At 70.0% G+C, this 19,530-nt stretch carries 17 protein-coding genes; 7 read left to right on the top strand and 10 right to left on the bottom strand.

Annotation, left to right across the window (positions count from 1 at the left end):
* The first annotated feature begins 44 nt into the window (after nt 1–44).
* Nucleotides 45–776, top strand: a complete 732-nt coding sequence (fabG, locus tag ACUP6Y_RS21905) for a 3-oxoacyl-ACP reductase FabG (RefSeq protein WP_462553091.1) — start codon at nt 45–47, stop codon at nt 774–776.
* Nucleotides 773–1,528: a fumarylacetoacetate hydrolase family protein gene (locus ACUP6Y_RS21900; RefSeq protein ID WP_462553090.1), complete on the top strand. Its 756-nt coding sequence runs from the start codon at nt 773–775 to the stop codon at nt 1,526–1,528. The genes fabG and ACUP6Y_RS21900 overlap by 4 nt, the downstream gene beginning before the upstream one ends.
* Nucleotides 1,529–1,608: 80 nt before the next feature.
* Here ACUP6Y_RS21900 and ACUP6Y_RS21895 read toward each other — a convergent pair whose 3' ends face one another.
* From ACUP6Y_RS21895 to ACUP6Y_RS21880, 4 genes are read right to left on the bottom strand one after another with little or no spacing between them, the layout of a single operon-like run.
* On the bottom strand, nt 1,609–2,526 hold the full coding sequence (locus ACUP6Y_RS21895; protein ID WP_462553088.1) for an SDR family NAD(P)-dependent oxidoreductase: 918 nt from the start codon (nt 2,524–2,526) through the stop codon (nt 1,609–1,611).
* On the bottom strand, nt 2,523–3,824 hold the full coding sequence (locus ACUP6Y_RS21890) for a hypothetical protein (RefSeq protein WP_462553086.1): 1,302 nt from the start codon (nt 3,822–3,824) through the stop codon (nt 2,523–2,525). Before ACUP6Y_RS21890 ends, ACUP6Y_RS21895 begins: the two co-directional genes overlap by 4 nt.
* A complete protein-coding gene (locus ACUP6Y_RS21885; protein ID WP_462553085.1) occupies nt 3,821–5,239 on the bottom strand; it encodes an aldehyde dehydrogenase family protein in 1,419 nt (472 codons plus the stop codon). The genes ACUP6Y_RS21890 and ACUP6Y_RS21885 overlap by 4 nt, the downstream gene beginning before the upstream one ends.
* A gap of 5 nt (nt 5,240–5,244) precedes the next feature.
* Complete coding sequence (locus ACUP6Y_RS21880; protein ID WP_462553083.1) at nt 5,245–6,066, bottom strand: beta-keto acid cleavage family enzyme; 822 nt, start codon at nt 6,064–6,066, stop codon at nt 5,245–5,247.
* A 66-nt stretch (nt 6,067–6,132) separates the two neighbouring features.
* On the opposite strand from ACUP6Y_RS21880, the gene ACUP6Y_RS21875 reads away from it, so the two are divergent.
* Genes ACUP6Y_RS21875 through ACUP6Y_RS21865 form a run of 3 tightly spaced genes read left to right on the top strand, consistent with a single transcriptional unit; the run spans nt 6,133 to nt 11,174 of the window.
* Nucleotides 6,133–7,797: a hydantoinase B/oxoprolinase family protein gene (locus ACUP6Y_RS21875; protein ID WP_462553082.1), complete on the top strand. Its 1,665-nt coding sequence runs from the start codon at nt 6,133–6,135 to the stop codon at nt 7,795–7,797.
* Nucleotides 7,794–9,833 carry a hydantoinase/oxoprolinase family protein gene (locus ACUP6Y_RS21870; RefSeq protein ID WP_462553081.1) on the top strand — a complete coding sequence of 680 codons (2,040 nt, stop codon included), beginning with the start codon at nt 7,794–7,796 and terminating at the stop codon, nt 9,831–9,833. The genes ACUP6Y_RS21875 and ACUP6Y_RS21870 overlap by 4 nt, the downstream gene beginning before the upstream one ends.
* 36 nt (nt 9,834–9,869) lie before the next feature.
* On the top strand, nt 9,870–11,174 hold the full coding sequence (locus ACUP6Y_RS21865) for an aspartate aminotransferase family protein (RefSeq protein WP_462553079.1): 1,305 nt from the start codon (nt 9,870–9,872) through the stop codon (nt 11,172–11,174).
* An 87-nt stretch (nt 11,175–11,261) separates the two neighbouring features.
* Here the strand turns inward: ACUP6Y_RS21865 and ACUP6Y_RS21860 are convergent, their stop codons facing one another.
* From ACUP6Y_RS21860 to ACUP6Y_RS21845, 4 genes are all read right to left on the bottom strand, one after another.
* Entirely contained in the window at nt 11,262–12,476 is a 1,215-nt protein-coding gene (locus ACUP6Y_RS21860; protein ID WP_462553077.1) for an amidohydrolase family protein, read from the bottom strand.
* Nucleotides 12,477–12,544: 68 nt separating this feature from the next.
* The gene (locus ACUP6Y_RS21855; protein ID WP_462553076.1) at nt 12,545–13,669 is read right to left on the bottom strand and encodes a thiolase family protein; all 1,125 of its coding nucleotides are present in this window, start codon (nt 13,667–13,669) and stop codon (nt 12,545–12,547) included.
* Nucleotides 13,666–14,088, bottom strand: coding sequence for a Zn-ribbon domain-containing OB-fold protein (locus ACUP6Y_RS21850; protein WP_462553074.1), 423 nt, complete (start codon nt 14,086–14,088; stop codon nt 13,666–13,668). Before ACUP6Y_RS21850 ends, ACUP6Y_RS21855 begins: the two co-directional genes overlap by 4 nt.
* On the bottom strand, nt 14,085–14,753 hold the full coding sequence (locus ACUP6Y_RS21845; RefSeq protein ID WP_462553072.1) for a GntR family transcriptional regulator: 669 nt from the start codon (nt 14,751–14,753) through the stop codon (nt 14,085–14,087). The genes ACUP6Y_RS21850 and ACUP6Y_RS21845 overlap by 4 nt, the downstream gene beginning before the upstream one ends.
* Nucleotides 14,754–14,866: 113 nt before the next feature.
* Here ACUP6Y_RS21845 and ACUP6Y_RS21840 point away from each other — a divergent pair, with 113 nt between their 5' ends.
* Together ACUP6Y_RS21840 and ACUP6Y_RS21835 are read left to right on the top strand one after the other, a co-directional pair.
* Nucleotides 14,867–17,518, top strand: coding sequence for a CaiB/BaiF CoA transferase family protein (locus tag ACUP6Y_RS21840; protein WP_462553071.1), 2,652 nt, complete (start codon nt 14,867–14,869; stop codon nt 17,516–17,518).
* Between the two features lie 51 nt (nt 17,519–17,569).
* On the top strand, nt 17,570–18,292 hold the full coding sequence (locus ACUP6Y_RS21835; protein ID WP_462553069.1) for an antibiotic biosynthesis monooxygenase family protein: 723 nt from the start codon (nt 17,570–17,572) through the stop codon (nt 18,290–18,292).
* Nucleotides 18,293–18,302: 10 nt separating this feature from the next.
* Here the strand turns inward: ACUP6Y_RS21835 and ACUP6Y_RS21830 are convergent, their stop codons facing one another.
* Entirely contained in the window at nt 18,303–18,473 is a 171-nt protein-coding gene (locus ACUP6Y_RS21830) for a hypothetical protein (RefSeq protein WP_462553068.1), read from the bottom strand.
* A 124-nt stretch (nt 18,474–18,597) separates the two neighbouring features.
* Nucleotides 18,598–19,434: an HTD2 family dehydratase gene (locus tag ACUP6Y_RS21825; RefSeq protein ID WP_462553067.1), complete on the bottom strand. Its 837-nt coding sequence runs from the start codon at nt 19,432–19,434 to the stop codon at nt 18,598–18,600.
* Nucleotides 19,435–19,530 lie beyond the last annotated feature (96 nt).

The raw sequence follows: 19,530 nt of genomic DNA, 5'->3' as shown, positions 1-19,530 counted from the left end.
AGAAAGGCAGCACAGTGTTCGTTGACAGGAGTCCGGTCGCGATCGTGACCGGAGGGGCACGGGGGATCGGCCGGGGGGTCGCCCTGCGGCTGGCCGCCGACGGCTGTGCCGTCGCCGTCCTCGACCTCGTCGAGGAGGCGAGCGCGGCCGTCGTCGACGAGATCCGGGCGGCCGGCGGACGCGCGATCGCGGTGGGGGCGGACGTCTCGCTCGAGGGCGACGTCACCGCCGCCGTCGACCGGGTCGTCGCTGAGCTGGGGCCACCGACGGTGCTGGTCAACAACGCCGGCATCACCCGGGACGCCTCCCTCTTCAAGCTGGAGCCCGACGCATGGGACGCGGTCATCAACGTGCACCTGAGAGGCGCGTACCTGATGTCGCGCGCGGCCCAGAAGCACATGGTCGAAGCCGGCTGGGGGCGCATCGTCAACCTGTCCAGCACGTCTGCTCTCGGCAAGAAGGCGCAGGCCAACTACGCCGCGGCGAAGTCCGGCCTGCAGGGCTTCACCAAGACGCTGGCCTTCGAGCTCGGGAAGTTCGGCATCACCGCCAACTGCGTGGCGCCTGGATTCGTCGTCACCGAGATGACCCGTGACACCGCGGCGCGCATCGGGATGCCGTACGACGAGTACACCGAGATGCGCGCCCGGGAGATCGCGGTCGGCCGGGTCGGCCAGCCGCAGGACATCGCTGCCGCGATTGCGTTCTTCGTCAGCGACGAGGCGTCGTTCGTCTCGGGACAGGTGCTCTACGTCGCCGGAGGGCCGAAGGCATGAGAATCGGACGTGTACGTCTCGCGGCAGGGGAAGAGGTGTGGGCCCGCCTCGACCCGAGGGCCTCGACGGAGCTGCTCGATCTGGCCGAGCCCGGCCTCGAGGGTCGTGACCTCGGGCCCGCCGATGCGCTCCGCCTGGTCGCGCCGATCGCACCGACCACCACCATCGTCTGCCTGCTCGGGAACTGGAAGGGACGCGACGGTCGCGACGGACCGAGCTTCTTCGTCAAGCCGAACAGCTCGGTGATCAACGACGGTGACGAGATCGTGCTCCCCGCCAGCTGTGGCACGGTGGTGTACGAGCCGGAGATCGCCGCCGTGATGGGGCGCACCTGCCGCGACGTGACGCCGGAGGAGGCTCGTTCGCACGTGCTGGGATGGACGGCCGTCAACGACGTCACCGCGACGGACCTCGGTGTCACCACGAACTTCCCGTTCCTGCCGGGCAAGTCCTACGACACCTTCGGTGTCTTCGGGCCGGTCATCGAGACGGATCTGGACCCGGACGCGACTCCGCTCCTGGCCCGGGTCAACGGCCGGGTCACGACCGACACCGTCACGTCGCGGATGAACTGGTCCACCGACGAGGTCGTCAGCTGGGTCAGCAGGTTCATGACCCTGCGCCCCGGCGACCTGGTGTGCTTCGGCACTCCGGCCGAGATCGAGCCGATCACTCCCGGTGACGTCGTCGAGGTGGAGGTCGGCGGGATCGGCGTTCTGCGCAACCCGGTGGTGGGTCAGGCAAGCAGCTGAGCCGGGGGCCTGGGGGCGCCGGGCCGCCCGGTCGCCTTCGCCGGACCTGCCGGCTCCGGGACCAGGGTCGCCGAGGAACCTCAGACCGCCATGCCTCCGCCCATGTCGATCATCACGCCATTCATCGCACTCGCCGCGTCGCTGGCCAGGAAGGCGACCATGTTCGCGACCTCCTCGGGCAGCTCGTAGCGCTGGATCGCGGTCCGCGCCCGCGGGTACAGCGTCGCCGGACTGTCCTGGGTCAGCTCCCGACCCGGTCCCCACATCGATCCGGCGTTGACGCCGGTGACCTGGATCCCCTGGGGACCGAGCTCCTTGCCGAGGAAGCGCGTGAACTGGCTCAGGCCCGCCTTGAGCGAGCCGTACACCGTCAACCACGGCATCGCCGAGTTGCCCGCCTCCGAGCCGATGTTGATGATGCGACCGCTGCCCTGGGGGACCATGTGGTCGAGGGCAGCGCGCGAGCAGTACATCGGTCCCGCCAGCGTGCCGCGCAACGAGCGGTCGATGTCCGCCCCGTCGAAGGTCATGAAGTCGCCCACGACGACGTCGGCGGCGTTGTTGACCAGGATGTCGATCCCCCCGAGTTGGGCCGCGGCCTCGGCCATGACGCCTTGGACGCCGTCCCAGTCCATGACATCGCCGTGGATGGGCACGACCTTGGTGCCCCACCTCGCGGCCGCGGCGGCCGCGATGCCCTCGGCGTCCGGGGCGTCGGGGTGGCGGCTGAAGCCGCGCTCGCGGACCTGGTCAGCGCTGAGGTCGACGACAGCGACGTCGGCGCCGAGCCCGGCGAGGCGGTTGACGCAGGCCTGGCCGAGGTTGATCCCTGCGCCGCCGGTGACGACGGCCCGCCGCCCGCGCAGGTCCATCAGGTCGGTGACCCGCTTCTCGATGCTGTCGAGCGGGATCCGGCTCTCGTCCCACCACAGCGTCTGCGAACCGCGGCCCGAGTCGATGTGGTGTTGGAGCAGCTGGTGCATGAAGTGTTCGGTCACGGGCGTTCCTCGCTCGTCGCAGGGTCAGGGGCGGTGGTGACCTCCCGGCCGCGTACGAGCGGCCGGAACATCGAGTACGGGATGGGGTGCTGGTTCGAGCCCAGCTCCGGGGCGCCGCGCCAGCGGTAGAGGCACAGGCAGCGACCGGCACTGCGATTCGTGATGTGCTCGCTGGTCGGGGAGGTCATGACGAAGCCGATGGCCTCGAAGTAGCGGGTGGTGCGCACCAGGTCCGGCAACGCCGCGTTCATCGCGAGGAGCTCGGTGGGGGTGGCGCCACGCTCGTCCTCGGCGAGCTGGGCCCGCGCATCGATCGAGCTGATCGGTCCCGGGAAGCGGGCGTGCCACGCGTTGAACCAGCCCACGTACGGCGCGGGAGCCGTCGCCGCCGGATCGACCTCGGCGAACTGGAAGCGCTGGGAGTGGTTCGAGAGGCGTACGCCCAGCAGACGGGCCTGGTCCTGCCAGGGGATCCGTGGGTCGACGACCAATGGCACCGCGAACCGGTCGGCGTAGGCCGCTGGCTGGGCGGGAATCCGGGGAAGTGAGGACAGGTAGGCCTCGGGATCGAGGCCGAGGTGCGCCGGGAAGCCGGCGCTGACGTAGGCCTCGGTTGTCCGCGCCCACAGGTCGTCCCACAACGCCCGCAGTGGCGGGGTCGCCGAGCGGGTGCGAACGCCGAGCATCACGCCGTTGTCGGAGGGGGTGAGGTCGTAGGCGACGAGCAGTGCGCCGGGGGACGGCGGCTCGTCCTCGCGCCCCAGCTCCGGCTCCTGTCCGTCGAACCGCGCAGCGATCGTGCGCCCGTCGTACGAGGTGGCCAACCGCGACCAGCTGCGCCTGTCATCGAGGTGATGGCCGGTGAGGAGGTACTGGTCCTGGCCGGCCACGATGTACTGGTCGAGCGTGAGCATGGTCTGGCCGGCCGCGGCCACGGCACGGAGCGTCTCCGTCTCGTCCAGGTCGAGCCAGGGCGACTCGCGGGAGGTCTCGTAGTCGAACCACCCCCAGACGTCGACCTCGTTGACGAACCCGTTGGCCGGCGGCACGGCGTAGCAGTCCAGGTCGGGGAAGATCGACCTGAATCGGTCGCGGGTCAGGTGCGAGCTCAGCTCGTGCGGCAGATAGCCGACCGCTCGTCCCTCGTCGTGCAGGCGTGCCAGCTCCGCGTCGTCGTACGGGCAGGGCGTGACCAGTACCGAGACCTCCAGGTGCTGGGAGCGCTCGGCCCAGATGGCGCGGTGCAGGCGCGTCTGCTGCTCGGCGGAGAGTGGCTCGGCGGCCAGCTCTGCGATCACGCGCGACTCCGGTGCAGCACCTTCACCTCGGTGAAGGAGTGCAGACCCCAGTGTCCGTTCTCCACGCCCACGCCGCTCCACTTCGCGCCGCCGAACGGCTGGTCGGGACGAAGGGCGAGGTGGGTGTTGATCCAGGCTGTGCCGCAGTCCAGCTCCTCGGCCACGTCGGCCGCGCGGTCAGCGTCCGTCCCCCAGACCGAGCCTGACAGGCCGAAGTGCGTGCCGTTGGCACGCTCCACGGCCTCGTCGACCGAGCGGTAGGGCACGACCGGGAGCACCGGACCGAACTGCTCCTCGTCCACCACGGCCATGCCGTCGTCGACGCCGCGCAGGATGGTCGGCTGGTAGAAGAAGCCGGGTCCGTCCACCACGCCCCCGCCCGTGACGGCCTGACCGCCACGGCTGACCGCGTCCTCGACGAGCTCGGCGACGCGCCGCTGCTGGGGCGCGTTGTTGAGCGGGCCGAGCTGGCTGCCGGGATCGTTGCCGGGACCGACGCGCACCGAGCCGGCGACCGCTGCGAGCGCGTCGACCACCTCGTCATAGATCGCCTCGGGGGCGTAGACACGCTTGACGGCCGAACAGACCTGGCCGTTGTTGCGGAACGCCGACCAGAACAGCCGTTCGGCAACCGCCTCGACGTCGACGTCGTCGAGCAGGATCGCGGGGTCGTTCCCGCCGAGCTCGAGCGTGATGCGCTTGAGGTCCGGTGCGGCTGAGGCTGCGACGTGCTTGCCGGTGCCGACCGAGCCGGTGAACGAGATCTTGCGCGGGACCGGGTGGCTGGTCATCAGCGCGCCGAGAGGGTCGGATCCGGCGATGACGTTCAGCACACCGGCCGGCAGCACGTCGGCCAGCACCTGGCCCAGCCGCAGGGTCGCCAGCGGGGTGTACGGCGACGGCTTGAGCACCATGGTGTTGCCGGCTCGCAGGGCGGGGGCGATCTTCCAGGCCGCCAGGCTGAGCGGGAAGTTCCAGGGGGTGATGGCCGCGACCACGCCGAGAGGGCGGTGGGTGACGCGGATGTGAACGCGCTCGTCGTCCTGGAGGATCTCGTCCTCGATCTCGAGCCCGGCGAAGTGGCGCAGCCATAGCGCGACGGCGCGGACCTCCATCTGTGCCTCAGCGAGGGGCTTGCCCTGCTCCTGGGTGAGGATCGGGGCGATGCTGTCGGTCGCGGCGAGGACGGCGTCGGCGCTGGCGAGCATCATCTCGCGGCGCGCCGCCTCGTCCCGGCGCCAGGTGCGGTAGGCCTTCTCGGCCGAGCGCATTGCCTCGTCGAGCTGCTGGGCAGTGCACTCCGGCGCAGTGGCGAACGGCGATCCGGTGGCAGGGTCGACGACCTCGAACGCGCCGGTGGTGCTGACGGCGCGGCCGTCGATGGTCATGGTGAGGTGGTCGGCGGACGCGGTCATCACGGTCACCCTTCCTGGTGGGGCAGCTGGAGCTGGCGACGCGCGCTGTCGACGTCAGCGATGTCGAGGTCGAGGTCGCGTGCCAGAGCGGCAGCGCGGGCCACGAGCGGCGCGCTCCCCGGGGCGAGCTCGCCCTTGCGGAGATAGAGGGTGTCCTCCAGCCCGGCCCGGCAGTTGCCGCCGAGCGCGAGCCCGATGGCCGTCAGCTCCAGGTTGGCACGGCCGATGGCGATCACCTGCCAGACGGCGCCCTCGGGGAGGCGGCTGACCATCATCATGAGGTTCTCCGCGGTGGCGGCCATGCCGCCGCGCACGCCCAGCACGATGCTGAACTGCAGGGGGTCGGCCAGCAACCCCTCGTCGCGCAGGCGCAGGCATGCGTCGAGGTGACCGGTGTCGTAGACCTCGAGCTCCGGCTTCACCCGGAGCGCCTGCATCCGGGCCGCGAGCCGGCGCACCCCGGTCGGCGGGTTGAGGAACTCGCCGGCGCCGAAGCTCATGCTGCACGGGTTCAGCGTCGCCATCTCGGGACGCAGCTCGACCAGACGCTCACGGTCCTCGAAGGAGACGGTCAACCCGACCCCCGTCGAGAGTTGCACCAGGATCGGGCAGCGCTCGCGAATGAGCTCGATGGTGCGGGCCGCGATGTCGAGGTCCGCCGTGGGCCGGTCGTCGCGGTCGCGCAGGTGCAGGTGTGCCACCGCGGCACCCCCGGCGTACGCCTCGGCGACCTGGTCGGCGATCTCCTCCGGCTGGGTCGGCAGCCAGGGGTTGTCCTGCTTGGTCGCAAGGGGACCGGTCGGGGCCACGGTGATGATTGTGCTCACGCGTCATACGATATATGGAGTATGGTATCTCAGCAACACGTCAATCTTCGAAGAGAGCAGGCACCTGTGGTCGACCCCGTGACCGTCTCCGTCATCACCCACCGGTTCGAGGCGATCGTGCAGGAGATGGGCGAGGCCATGCTTCGTACCGCCTACTCCCAGATCCTCAACTCGAGCCGCGACTTCTCGACCGCGATCACCGACGCAGAGGCGCGGCTGGTCGCTCAGGCAGAGCACGTGCCGATCCACGTGGGCTCGATGCCCTGGGCGGTGCGGGCCATCAACGACTTCTTCGGCGCGTCGATCAGGCCGGGTGACGTCTACCTGCTCAACGACCCGTACCACGGCGGCAATCACCTGCCCGACCTCACCACCTTCGTGCCGGTGTTCTTCGACGGTGTCCTTCTCTTCTGGTCCATCAACCGCTCCCACCAGAGCGACATCGGCGGCTCCACGCACGGCGCGTACAACCCGAAGGCGACGGAGATCTGGCAGGAGGGCCTGCGGATCACACCCCTCAAGCTCTATGACGCCGGCGCCGTCCGCGAGGACGTCATGCAGATGATCGCGACCAACGTGCGCCATGCCGACGACTTCCTCGGCGACCTCCGCGCGATGATCGGCTCCTCGTGGGTCGGCGAGCGCCGTGTCCTCGGCCTGCTCGAGGAGTACGGCGCTGACACCGTCGTCGAGTCCGTCGATGCGATCCTCGACAGCGCCGAGCGCCAGGCACGCGAGTGCATCTCGACCTGGACCGACGGCGTCTACCACGGTGAGGCCGTGCTGGACGACGACGGCCACGGCACCGAAGACGTTCACATCCGCGCCACGGTCACCGTGGAAGGCGACTCGCTGCACGTCGACCTGAGCGACTCCGACCCCCAGGTCACGGGCTTCATCAACTCGTCGTACCCGAACATGATGTCCGCGGTCCACATGGCCCTGTCCTTCCTGATCGAACCGCGAACGCCCAAGAACTCCGGCACCTTCCGGCCCCTGACCGTCACCGCCAAGGAGGGCACCGTCGTCTGGGCGAAGGCGCCGGCTCCCGTCACCCTGGCCACCAACCACTGCGCACAGGAGATCGCCGAGTCGGTCATCAAGGCGCTCGTCGACGCCTGTCCCGACCGGGTCATCGCCGGCTGGGGCCGTCGCTTCCGCATCGCCATCAAGGGAACCGACCCGCGCAACGGGCGCCAGTTCATCTGGCACCTCTTCCATGCCCGCCCGGGCGGCGGGGCGTCGCCGGCCGGCGACGGTTGGGAGACCGCCGGCGAAGGCCAGGCCATGGGCTCCTCGAAGTTCGGCTCGGTGGAGGTGGCCGAGGTCCGCTTCCCGCTCTTCTTCGAGCACCACGAGTTCCGTCCCGACTCCTTCGGTGACGGTGAGTTCCGCGGCGGCGCCGGCTCCGTGCTCCGCCTTCGGATGGAGACCGAGGAGGTCGCGGTGGCCAACACCGCTGGTGACGGCGTCCGGCACCCCTCGTTCGGCACCTGCGGTGGCGAGGACGGTGTCCCACACCGCTACCGGCTGCTGTCCGGTGACGACGAGCGGACCCTGAAATCCAAGGAGGTGGACATCGAGGTCCCGCCGAGCTCGGTCTTCCTCATCGAGTCCGCGGGCGGCGGTGGTTACGGCCCGCCCGCCGAACGCTCGCTCGAGGCCCGGCGCCGCGATGTCGAGAACGGCTTCGTGACCACTGACCACACCCTCACCTCGACGGGAGCATGACCATGTATCGCATCGGCATCGACATCGGCGGCACCTTCACCGACCTGGCCGCGGTCGACGGGGACGGCCGCGTGGTCATCGCCAAGTCCTCCTCGACTCCGCGCGACCCCTCCGACGGGTTGCTCGAGGGACTGAACAAGCTGGCCGCCGCGCTCGGTGTCAGCCGGGAGCAGATGCTCGGCGACACCGAGCGGATCGTGCACGGCACGACCGTCGCCACCAACGCACTGCTCGAGGGCAAGGGCGCGGAGGTCGCCCTGCTCACCACCGAGGGTCACCGCGACGTCATCGAGATGCGTGAGGGCATGAAGGAGGACCGCTACAACGTCCGCATGGCCCCGCCCACGCCGCTGGTCCCGCGGGCACGTCGCTTCGGGGTCACCGAGCGCATGCGCGCCGACGGCACCGCCGCCACGCCGCTGCAGGCCGACTCGCTCGCGACGGCTGTCGAGGCGGCGGCTGCCTCCGGAGCCGAGGCCATCGCCGTCTGCTACCTGCACTCCTATCGCAACGGCGAGCACGAGCAGCAGACCGCCGCCGCCCTGGCCGAGGCGCTGCCGGACACCTACGTGTCGCTCTCCAGCGAGGTCCTCCCGCAGATCAAGGAGTACGAGCGGGTCTGGACCACCGTCGTCAACGCCTATGTCGGCCCCGTGCTCGCCGACTACCTGTCGAGGCTCAGCGGCCGGCTGTCCGAGGCCGGCTACCGCGGCGAGGTGATGATCATGCACTCGCACGGCGGGGTTGCCACGATCGCGGAGTCGAGCCGGCTCGCCGCGGGCGCCGTCCTGTCGGGGCCCGCCGGCGGCATCGCTGCTGCGAAGCAGGCCGCCAAGCTCGTCGGCACGGGTGAGCTGATCACCTTCGACATGGGTGGCACCAGCACCGACATCGCGCTGCTGCAGGACGGCGAGGCGCCGCTGACCGGCGAGAAGCAGGTCGGCATCGCCAAGGTGTCGCTGCCCACCCTCGACATCCACACCCTGGGCGCCGGCGGCGGCTCCATCGCCCGCGTCGAGAGCGGCATCCTGCACGTCGGCCCGGAGAGTGCGGGCGCGCTGCCCGGCCCGGCCTGCTACGGCCGAGGCGGGACCCAGGCGACGGTCACGGACGCCAACGTCGTCCTCGGGCTCCTCGACCCGGCCAGCTTCGCCGGCGGTGACATGCCACTCGACGGGACCGCGGCCGAGACCGCGGTCGCGACGGTCGCCCACGACCTGGGCGTCACCACGGTCGAGGCGGCCGCCGGGATCTCCAAGGTCGTCAACACCACCATGGCCGAGGGCATCCGCATCGTCTCGGTGCGCCGCGGCGTCGACCCGCGCGGGTTCGCGCTGGTCTCCTTCGGCGGTGCCGCCGGGGTCCACGTGACCGAGGTGGCCCGCCTGCTCGACATCAAGCGCGTCATCGTCCCGAACGTGGCCTCGGTCCTGTCCGCGTGGGGCATGCTCGCCACCGACCTGCGCTACGAGATGGTTCGCTCGCACATCGGCGACGCGGCCTCGACCTCCACGGAGGGCATGCGGCGGGTGCTGAGCGACATGGAGCGCGACGGTCGCGCCCGCCTGGACGGCTTCGACGGGCAGGTCGAGGTGCAGCGCGCCCTCGACATGCGCTACGGCGAGCAGATCTACGAGATCACCGTGCCGATCACCGACGTCGACATCGAGGCCGGCGACTTCATCGCCGACGTCGTCGACCGGTTCCACAAGCGTCACCACGAGCTCTACGCCTACAACGCCCCGGGGCAGGAGGTGGTCATCGTCAACGCACGGACCACCATCGTCGGGAAGCTGCCCGAGCTCCGGGCCGAGCCACTCTCGACGGGCAGTGGCGAGGATTCGGAGAACCGGACGCGGCGGATCTACGTCGACGGCTGGATCGACGTCCCCGTCCACCGCATGGAGGCAGTCGCGAAGGGCCAGCGGGTCGAGGGCCCGGCCCTGGTCGAGTCCGCGACCACCACGGTGCTGCTGCGCGCCGGCGACGTCGGTGCCGTCAACGAGCACGGTTGGCTCGACATCGAGCTCTCCTGACCGGACTGTCCGACCCAGCGCCATCAGGAGGAGCCCATGACCACCGTCGACACCGAGACCGAGCTGCGCGAGGTGCTGGTCGAGACCGAGCAGCGGTTCGTTGCCGGCCATCCGATCAGCCACCGTCGCTACCTCGATGCGCTCAGCGTGATGCCCGGAGGCAACACGCGGACGTCGTTGTACTACTCGCCCTTCCCGGTGACCTTCGCCTCGGGCGAGGGTCAGTACCTCACCGACCTCGACGGGCACCGCTACGTCGACTTCCTGGGGGAGTACTCCGCCGGCCTGTACGGCCACTCCGAGCCCGTGGTGCTGGCAGCGGTGCGCCGCGCAGTCGAGGAGGGGCTCTCGTACGGCGGTCCGAACCGCTACGAGGTCGAGCTCGCCGGCGAGCTCACCCGACGGTTCCCGTCGGTCGAGCTGCTGCGGTTCACCAATTCGGGGACCGAGGCCAACCTGTTCGCGATCGGAGCGGCGCGTGCGTTCACCGGTCGCACTGCGGTGCTGGCATTCGAGAGCGGCTACCACGGCGGGGTGCTGAGCTTCCGCGGCGAGGCGCCGCTCAATGCTCCCTACCCCTACGTCGTGTGCGACTACAACGACGTGGCGGGCACCATGGCTGCCATCGAGGAGCACCGCCACGACCTGGCCGCCGTGATCCTCGAGCCGATGCTGGGGGGCGGCGGGGCGGTCCCTGCGACGCCGGAGTTCGTCCGCGCCATCCGTGAGGCGACGGAGCGCCTCGGCATCGTCTTCATTCTCGACGAGGTCATGACGTCGCGACTGGCGCCCGGTGGGCTGCAGGAGCGGCTCGGGGTGGTGCCGGACCTGACGACCTTCGGCAAGTACCTCGGCGCCGGCTTCAGCTTCGGGGCATTCGGCGGCGCGCGGCGGCTCATGGAGCGCTTCGACCCCAGCGTGCCCGGTGGCCTCTCGCACCCCGGCACGTTCAACAACAACACGGTCACAATGGCCGCCGGCCTGGCCGGACTGCGCGAGGTCTACACCCCTCAGCGTGCCGTCGAGCTCAACGCGCGCGGCGACCGACTCCGCGACCGGCTGAATGCGCTGTTCGCCGAGACCGGGGTGGCCGCGCAGTCCACCGGCGTGGGCTCGATCCTGGGCATCCACTTCCAGCGATCGCCGATCACCAGCGGCGGCGACATCGATCCGGCCAACGAGAAGCGGGCCCTGCTGCACCTCGAGCTCATGCTGCGTGGCTGCTACATCGCGCGCCGTGGGTACCTCGCGCTGTCGTTGCCCGTGACCGATGACGACGTCGACACGCTCGTGGACGCCGTGCGTGACGTCGTCGCGACCCATCAGCGCGTCCTGCGCTGAGGGATCGGCCCCGAACGACGAAACCGCCGCGGTTCCGGCCTTCCCCACAGGAGACGGAACCGCGGCGGCACGCGCAGCCAGCGGGGATCAGGAGTGCTGGCGGTCCAGGTCGAGCTGGAAGAGTCGGATGGCGTTCCCGCGGACGATCTTGTAGGTCGTCTCCTCGTCGATCCCGGCGAACTGGCTCGCCAGGTGCTCGAGGGTGTGCGGGTACGGGCCGTCCGCGTGCGGGAAGTCGACCTCGAACATCAGGTTGTCGACACCGATCGCGTGGGCCTGCTCGATCGCGTGCCGGTCGGCGAAGATGCAGCCGTACATGTTGCGCCGTACGTAGGTCGAGGGGAGCTCCTGCATTTTCACCTCGCCGTGGCCCCAGGTGTGCTCGCGGTACGCGTGGTCCATCCGCTCCATGGCGTAGGGGAACCAGCCGGCCTGACCCTCGGAGTAGGCGAGCTTGAGGTTCGGGAACCGGTCCAGGACGCCTGAGAAGATGAAGTCGGCCATCGAGGCGTAGGAGTTCGAGAACTGCAGGGTCGTGGCGACCACGTCGGGGGCGTCCGGCGGCATCGGCATCATCTTCGACGAGGAGCCGATGTGCATGCAGATGACGGTGCCCGTCTCTTCGCACGCGGCGAAGAACGGGTCCCAGTTGCCGTGGTGGATGCTCGGGAACCCGAGGTGGCCGACGATCTCGCTGAAGGTCACGGCCCGCACCCCGCGGGCGGCGTTGCGGCGGACCTCCGCGGCAGCCAGGGAGGGGTCCCACAGCGGCACGACAGGCATCGGGATGTGACGCCCGCCCGAGTCGCCGCACCACTCCTCGACGATGAAGTTGTTGTAGGCCTCGACGCACGCGAGCCCGAACGCACGGTCCTTCGTGGTCTGCTCGCTGAGCGCCTGCCCGCAGAAGCGCGGAAAGGTCGGGAACGCCAGCGAGGCCTCGACGTGCTGGGAGGTCATGACCTCGAGACGCGCCTTGGGGTCGTAGCAGGCGGGGTGCATCTCGTCGTAGGTGGCCGGCTCGTTGCCGCGCATCTCGGCGGTGGTCTCGACGCCGTCGAGGATGAGGATCGGACGGCGCAGGACGTAGGCGGAGTCGCCGAAGAACCAGACGTCGCCCGGGTCCCCGTCGGGGTCCTCGACGAGGCCGTTGAACAGCTTCGACTCCTTGCTGATCATCCGCGTCTCCACACGCGGAGCCCGGTCCTGGTACTTCTCGGGCAGCCATCGCTGGAACAGCGTCGGCGGCTCGATGATGTGGTCGTCGACGCTGATGATCATCGGCAGGTCGGTGGTCGTCATCGCGGTTCTCTCTCTCGTCGCGGCAGGAAACTAGATGATATCTCAGATATCACGTATCGGAGGGGTCGTCATCGTGCGAGGAGCAAGACGTCGCCCAGTGCGGCGACCAGGGCGACCCGCGCGTCGGTGACCTGGTTGGCTGCGGAGGTGCCGCGCAGCTGCCGCACGGCCTGGACGACGCGTTGGATCCGCTGGGACTCGCCCGTGTGCGAGTGCGACATCGTCCCCCCGTCGGTCACGATCGGGAAGCGCCCGCCGGACTCGATCGCGTCGCCCGCGACCAGGTCGGGACCCTCCCCGACCTCGCAGTACCGGAAGGCCTCGAAGTAGCGGACGATCTCCCAGCTGAAGTTGTCGTACAGCTCGAAGACGTCGACGTCCCCACGGTCCAGCTCGGCCCGCGCGAACGCCCGGTCGGCCGCGTCGCGTCCGAGCATCCCCACCCGGTCATAGGTCGGAGGGTGGGTGTAGCTCGGGCCCCAGCTCTCGGATCCACCGCCGAGGATCTCGATCGCGACCCCGGGCAGGTCCCGGGCGCGCTCCTGCGTGGTGAGGACCAGTGCGCTGCCTCCCTCGGCAGTCGTGGCGCACTCGAGGAGGTGGTACGGGTCGGCGACCATCCGTGAGGCGAGGATGTCCTCGGCCGTGAACGGGCCGCGACCGTGGTACACCGCCTCAGGGTTGCGCGAGCCGTTGTTGCGGATGACGGCGGCGACGTGGGCGATCTTGGCCGGGTCGACGGAGAACCGGTGGTAGTACTCCTTCGCCGACAAGGCGAACTCGGCCGGTGTCATCAGGCCCCAGCACTCGATGAACTCGTTCGAGGGGCGGGTCCAGGGCGCGGTGCTCGTGGTGTCCTGGTGGATCCCGGCCTCGCCGGCGGCAAGGACGACCACGTCGGTGACGCCGGTCTCGATCGCAGTCGCTGCCTCGAGGACCGAGGCGGCGCCCGGCATGGCCCGCCCTGCCCAGAAGTACGGAACGCCCATGGCGTAGCCGAACTTGCGTGAGCCGTTCTGGTAGTCGAGGCCCGGGAGGATGTTGACACCGGTGACGTCACGGACCGCGAGGCCGGCGTCGTCGAGGGCGCCACGGATGGCCGCGGCGGTGATGGTGTCGGAGCTCTCGCCGGCCAGCTTGCGTGCCTGCGGTGTGTTGAAGGCGCCCACGATGACGGCCCTGCGGTGCTTCACGCGCCGGCTCCATCGGTGGTCGCGAGCTCGAACAGCGGGAGGGTGATCTCCTCGGACTCGCGTTGGAAGCGCACGCGGACCACGGCACCGACCAGGTCGGCGTTCGGCTCCGCGCCGATGATGTTGGTGAGCATCTCGTGCCCCTCCTCGAGACGAACGACGGCGACGACGTACGGCGGTTCGAAGGCCGGGGTCGGCGGGCGCCAGACCGTGGTGCAGGTGACCACCTCGCCCACGCCCGTCGAGGCCACCCACTCGTGCTCGTCGGACATGCAGTGGGGGCAGAACGCGCTGGGGGTGAAGAAGGAGCGCCCGCAACGTGAGCACTGCTGGACGAGCAGGCGCTCCTCGCGGCAGCCCTCCCAGAAGGGTCTCGACAGTGCCGTCGGCCGGGGTAGGGGCCGCGCGATCGCGCTCACCGTGCGGTCACGGGGGTGTCGGAGGTCGTCATGGCGGCCAGCAGTTGGTCCATGATCCGCAACGCGTGCCTGGATAGCAGCGAGCTCGCGGCAGCCCCGTCACGGTCGCGCAGTGCTTCGGAGATCTCGAGGTGCTCGAGCGCGTCCGGGACGAAGTCGCGGTCGAGGACGACGTCGCGTTGGCGCAGCGCCACCGTGAGGACGAAGGCGTCCTCGATCGACGACCTCAGGAACTCGTTGCCGGAGGCTGCTGCGACGGCGAGGTGGAACCGGTGATCGGTGCGGCCGAAGGCCGGCCGGTCGTTCTCGCGTGCGCAGGTCAGGGATTCCGCGGCGCAGCGGGTGACGACGTCGAGCTGCTCGGTGGAGGCCTCTCGGGCGGCATACGTCGCAGCGCCCGCTTCGAGGGCCGCGCGGTACTCGAACGCGTGCTGCACGGATCGCTCGGAGGGCAGTGTCACCCGCAGGCCGCGCGACGTGGGCTCCACCAGTCCGATGCGCCGCAGGCGGAGAAGGGCCTCGCGGACGGGCGTCTTGCTGACCGACAGCTCCTTGGCCAGCGTCGCCTCGCTCACCGAGCTGCCCGGGGGCAACGACGAATCGACGATCTGGTTGCGGATGGCCACGAAGACGAGGTCCGTGAGGTTCTCAGGTCTCTCGATCACGAAACGTGGCCCTTCTGTCGAGTACGGCGTGCGCGCGATCCACCCGATGTGAGATGCGGCTTTCGAGGCCGTCTGCCGTATGGCATATCATATCTTAAAACGAGGAGGCTGTCATGAGCTACGCACTTCACGAGGGCATCACCTGGCCGGGGGAGCCACCCCGTCGCGACGCCGACGAGGATGCGCACCACCGGGCGTTCCTGGGCGGGATCCGCGTCCTCGAGGTCGGCGACGAGCTCGGTGAGTACTGCGGAAAGGTGCTGGCCGGGCTCGGGGCGGACGTGGTGAGGGTCGAGCCGCCGGGTGGGTCGCAGACGCGAACCTACGGGCCGTTCCTGGATGACGAGCCGCATCCCGACCGCAGCCTCTACTTCTGGCACCATAACCTCGGCAAGCGCTCGATGGTCCTCGACCTGGACTCGGCCGCCGACCAGGAGCGGTTCCGTCGCCTGGCCGCGAAGGCCGACGTGGTGCTCGACAGCAGGCCGCGTGAGTACCTCGCCGAGCGAGGCCTGGGGTACGACGTGCTGCAGGCGGGGCGGCCCGGGATCATCTACTCGCGCATCTCGCCGTTCGGCGACACCGGTCCGTGGCGGGACTACGCCGGCAGCGACCTGGTCCACCTGGCCCTCGGCGGGGTGATGATGAACTGCGGGTACGACCCCGACCCGGTGACGGGGTACGACACTCCCCCGATCGCCCCGCAGATGTGGCAGGCCTACTACATCGCGGGCGAGATGGCCGCCATGTCGATCCTGGCCGCCCTGACCTACCGGCTGCACACCGGCCGGGGCCAGGAGCTCTCGACCAGCGTCCACCAAGCGGTCAGCCAGAACACCGAGACCGACCTGCCGGACTGGGTCTATCTCAAGCAGGTCCACCGCCGGGTCACCTGCCGGCACTCCACGACCTCCGCCCGGAGTCCCTCGATCGCCCCGACCAAGGACGGTCGCTACGTCCTGCCCTACCGGACGTATGTCCGGTCCCAGGGTGATGAGTGGGACGCCACTGTGGCCCTGCTGAGCAAGTACAACTACGAATCCGACCTGCAGGATCCTCAGTACGCGACCGACCACCGCAACACCGAGCAGGCCCGCGACCGACTGGCGCACCAGGTCAACCTCCTGCTCGGTCAGACACTGTTCGATCGCGACGTGTGGCGCGACGCGCAACAGCTGGGACTGCCGTGGACGCCGGTGCGACGCCCCGAGGAGAACGCGACCGACGAGCACTGGCTCCAGCGCGGCGCGTTCTTCGACGTCGAGCACCCCGAGCTGGGCCGGACGTTCCAGTACACCGGCGGCAAGTGGCTCGCCGAGGGCATCGAGTGGCCCCGCGGACCCCGGCCGCCGCTGGTCGGTGAGCACACCGACGAGGTCGAGGCCGAGTGGGGCTCGGGCATGGTGGACCACCGCCCGGCGTACAGCTCGCCGCGTCAGGAGGAGACGGTGCTGAGCCCGCACGGCAAGCCGTTCGCACTGTCCGGAGTCCGGGTGGTCGACATGAGCTGGATGCTGGCCAGTGCCGGCGCCGGACGATTCCTGGCTGCCATGGGTGCCGACGTGATCAAGGTCGAGCACATCAGCCGGCCCGACCGGATGCGTTTCAGCCCGCTCGGCGCGTGCCCCCCGGGTGGCCGTGCCGAGCGCGAGGCCGCCGTCGATGCGCTGCCCACACCTGCGTACGCCGGTGACGACGCGAGCCCCAACCGCAGCGGCTCCTTCATGGAGATCAACTCGGGCAAGCGCTCGCTCTCGCTGAACATCAAGCACGCCGATTCGCGCAGGATCCTCGAGGACCTGATTCGTGACGCCGACATGATCGTGGAAGGCTTCTCGCCCGGCACGATGAAGCGGATGGGCCTGGGCTACGAGCGGCTGCGAGAGCTCAACCCACGCATCATCTACGTGCAGCAAAGTGGCCTGGGAGAGCACGGCACATACGGCAACGTGCGGACCTTCGGCCCCAGCGCGCAGGCGATCTCCGGGATCAGCGACATGTCCGGACTTCCGGCGCCGTTCCCGCCCGCCGGCATCGGCTACTCCTACCTCGACTGGTTCGGGGCCTACAACATGGCCACTGCGATGCTCGCCGCGCTCTATCGACGTGACGTCACGGGGAAGGGCTGCCACATCGACGCCTCGCAGGGCGAGACCGGGCTCTACCTCACCGGTACCGCGACCCTCGACAAGAGCGCGAACGGCCGCGAATGGGAGCGCTACGGGAACCGCTCGCCGTACAAGCAAGCCGCACCACACGGCGCCTTTCCCACCCGCGGCGACGACCGCTGGATCGCCATCGCCGCGTTCACCGACGCCGAGTGGTACGCCCTCACCGAGGTGCTCGGCCTGCACGAGCTGCGCGACGACCAGCGGTTCGTGCGGCTGGCCGACCGGTTGCAGCACGTCGAGGAGCTCGAGCAGCTGCTGGCGGCAGCGACGCGGGACCACGACGGATTCGAGCTCATGGCGGCCCTCCAGGCGCGCGGGGTCGCCGCCGGTGTCTGCCAGACCGCCGAGGACCGCTACGAGTCCGACCCCCAGCTGAAGGCCCTCGGGTGGTTGGTCGAGCTCGATCAGAGCGAGCTGGGCCGTTGGCCGGTCAAGGAGCACCCCACGTGGTTCTCCGCGACCCCGACCTACATCGGCGGCCGGTACGACCGCTCGGGGCCCAGCTACGGCGAGGACACCGACCGCGTGCTCGCGCAGCTGGCGGGTCTCGCTCCCGACCGGATCGCCGCCCTTCGCGCGGACGGCGCCCTGTGAGTGCGGCCCGGGGTGGGCGTCGTCCGCGCTCACGGGAGTGGTGAGGGGATCGTGTTCCACCGTTCCTACCCGATCCGGCTGCGCCCCGGCGTCACCCCGGGGCAGGTCGAGGCGCTGCGAGGTGTGCTCGAGGGAGCGTCCGAGTACATCCCGGGGTTCCTCGAGTCCGAGCTGGTCGTGGCCCCGGCGGGCAGTGGCCACGACCTGGTGTGGCGCAACCTCTTCGCCGACGAGGACGCCTTCTGGCTGTACGCGGGCCACCCGTACCACGCCAACGTCATCAACGATCACCTCGCGCCGGATGCTCCGAGCTCGGTGAAGGCGTCGAGCTCGACGGGCACCACGTGGAGCGACGGGGAGTCCCGGGACGCTCCCGCGGGTCCGGTCGACCTCCATCGCGCGGACGCCGCGCTCGAGGCTGCTGGCATCCGAGCCCCCGTGCTGCACCTGCACGAGCACATCGTGGTGGTCCCCGGGGGGACCCGCGCGTACCTCGACGCGATGCGCGAGCTCTACCTGCCTGCCGCGGAGCGCCACGGCATGCGCCTGCTCGCGTCGTGGCAGTCGCCGCCGGCGACCGGCGAGGAGGAGCTCACCTTCGTCTGGTCCCTCGACGGGTGGGGCGCGGCCTTCCGCAGCTTCGTCGCGGTCAGCCGGGAGGCCGACATGATGGAGCGGTGGCTGGAGACCGTCCGACCGCTGCGGACGGGGGGCAGGCGTCGCTACCTGCTCCCGACGGGGTTGCCAGGCGGGTGGGCCGACCGGCTCCAGTAGGCGGGGGCGGTCAGATCCCGAACGGCCAGTACAGGAGTTCGTTCCCCGTCACCGTTCCCGGGTCGTTCGCCGGGTCGTGGGCACCGTCGGTGTCCGAACCCGGCATCGCGCCGGTCAGGTCAGGGTAGGAGGACAGGACCCAGCGGCCGAGGCTCTCCACGACGTCCAGCACGCGATTCACCACGGGCTCCTCCTTGGTCGGGCGTACGCGATCGTGCCCCACTGTCGGCGAGAATCCTCCGGGGCGTGTTCCGCGGGCCGGACCGGACGGCCTGACCGGTCCGGCAAGGATCGGAGCGAAGGACTCACGGCTCGACCGTCCCGGTGAAGCTCGCGCGGGCGGTCTCGCGGCCGCTCCCGTCGAGTACCCGGACCCGGGCGCCCTGGCCGTCGCTCTCCCCGACCACGTGCAGGCCCTGGTGTTCATAGAGCGGCGCGATCAGGCGGTACTCCATCGTGATCTCGGTGGATCGACCCAGCAGCGCGGATCCTGCCTCGGCCATGAGCATGGCCTGGAGGGGGCCGTGCACGACCAGACCGGCGTGGCCCTCGACGTCGCGCGCGTAGGTGCGGTCGTAGTGGATGCGGTGAGCGTTGTAGGTGAGTGCCGAGAAGCGGAACAGCAGCACCGAGTCGACGTCGACGCTGCGTGTGTACGCCGCAGAGCGGACCTCGTCGGGGACGCGATCACGTAGGTCCTCGGCCGGTACGGGCGTCGTGCGCGCTGCCGTCAGGTAGACGATGTCGCGATCCTCGGCGAGCAGCTCGGTCCCGTCGACGCTCAGCGTGGTGCGTGTCGTACGAAAGTGCAGGGGACCCGTGCGGCCCTCGCGCTCCTTCGTGCCTGAGACCCGGGTCGTGGCAGTGACCTCCGCGCCGATGGGCAGGGTGCCGACGCGTATGCGGCCGCCCGCGAACATGCGGCGTAGGCCCGGAGCGGGTGGGGTGGGGAACCCGAGCAGCGGGTGCCCGTCGGGTCCGATCTCCGCACTCGCCGGCCGGGGCAACAGGAAACAGGAGTGCCACATCAACGGCAGGGGCGCGCCCGGGACGAGGTCGTCGGTCGCGCGGTCCAGCAGACCGGCGATCGCTCGGACCCGGTCCAGGTCCAGGCGATCGGAGGCGCCGAGGGTGTCGGTCATGGTGGGTCTCCTGGTGAGTGGCGGTGGTCAGGCGTACGCTATGTCATACATCAGATATGAACACGCCCGCCGGGCGTCCTCCTTCATGTCTCCGAC

Source organism: Nocardioides sp. S5-5, from assembly GCF_054954065.1.
This window is presented reverse-complemented; position numbering and strand designations above follow the sequence as displayed.